This is a genomic window from Vibrio sp. 10N.222.46.A1 (assembly GCF_041473595.1).
GTDB classification, from domain to species: domain Bacteria; phylum Pseudomonadota; class Gammaproteobacteria; order Enterobacterales; family Vibrionaceae; genus Vibrio; species Vibrio tasmaniensis_A.
This window is the reverse complement of record NZ_JBFRSN010001489.1, coordinates 1-484: the sequence shown is the minus strand read 5'-3', so window position 1 is coordinate 484 and position 484 is coordinate 1. Positions and strand designations below refer to the sequence as shown.

The 484-nt window shown below is 39.0% G+C and carries 1 protein-coding gene; it reads right to left on the bottom strand.

Going from position 1 to position 484, the window contains the following annotated elements; translation table 11 throughout:
• Window positions 1-46: 46 nt before the first annotated feature.
• Entirely contained in the window at window positions 47-466 is a 420-nt protein-coding gene (locus AB4496_RS27575) for a lytic transglycosylase domain-containing protein (RefSeq protein ID WP_137002697.1), read from the bottom strand.
• Window positions 467-484 lie beyond the last annotated feature (18 nt).

The window sequence follows — 484 nt, the reverse complement described above, 5'->3', positions numbered from 1 at the left end:
CGAGAGGAAAAGCTAAAGGCATTGCACCATTATGGTGCAAGTCCTTTTATTGAACGTTCATCTTAAAATAAACCGATTGGACTTTTTGGATGTATATTTTTCTGGCGTTCTCGGTACGTTTGGAAAAACCCGCATTATACGCGCCGACACTGTTCCAGTTATAACCATGACTAGAAAAATTAGAACTTAATACCCAAGCGCCAAGATGAACATTAAAGCAAGGATTATAGATGTTTGTTTCATTCACATTAAATTCAGATAGTCGATCAAACCAATGGGAATTGATTTGCATCAATCCAAAGTCACGACTAACCACCTCACCGACTCTATTTTTATTTTCATTGTACGCGTTCGGCTTTAAGCTGCTCTCTACCGTTGCAATGGATTTTAAAAGCTGTGGATCGACATTATAAAATCGCCCTGCCTCATCAAAGCAAAAAGCCCAACTGAAACACGGCGATAACAGCGAAAGATAAAGTAATGG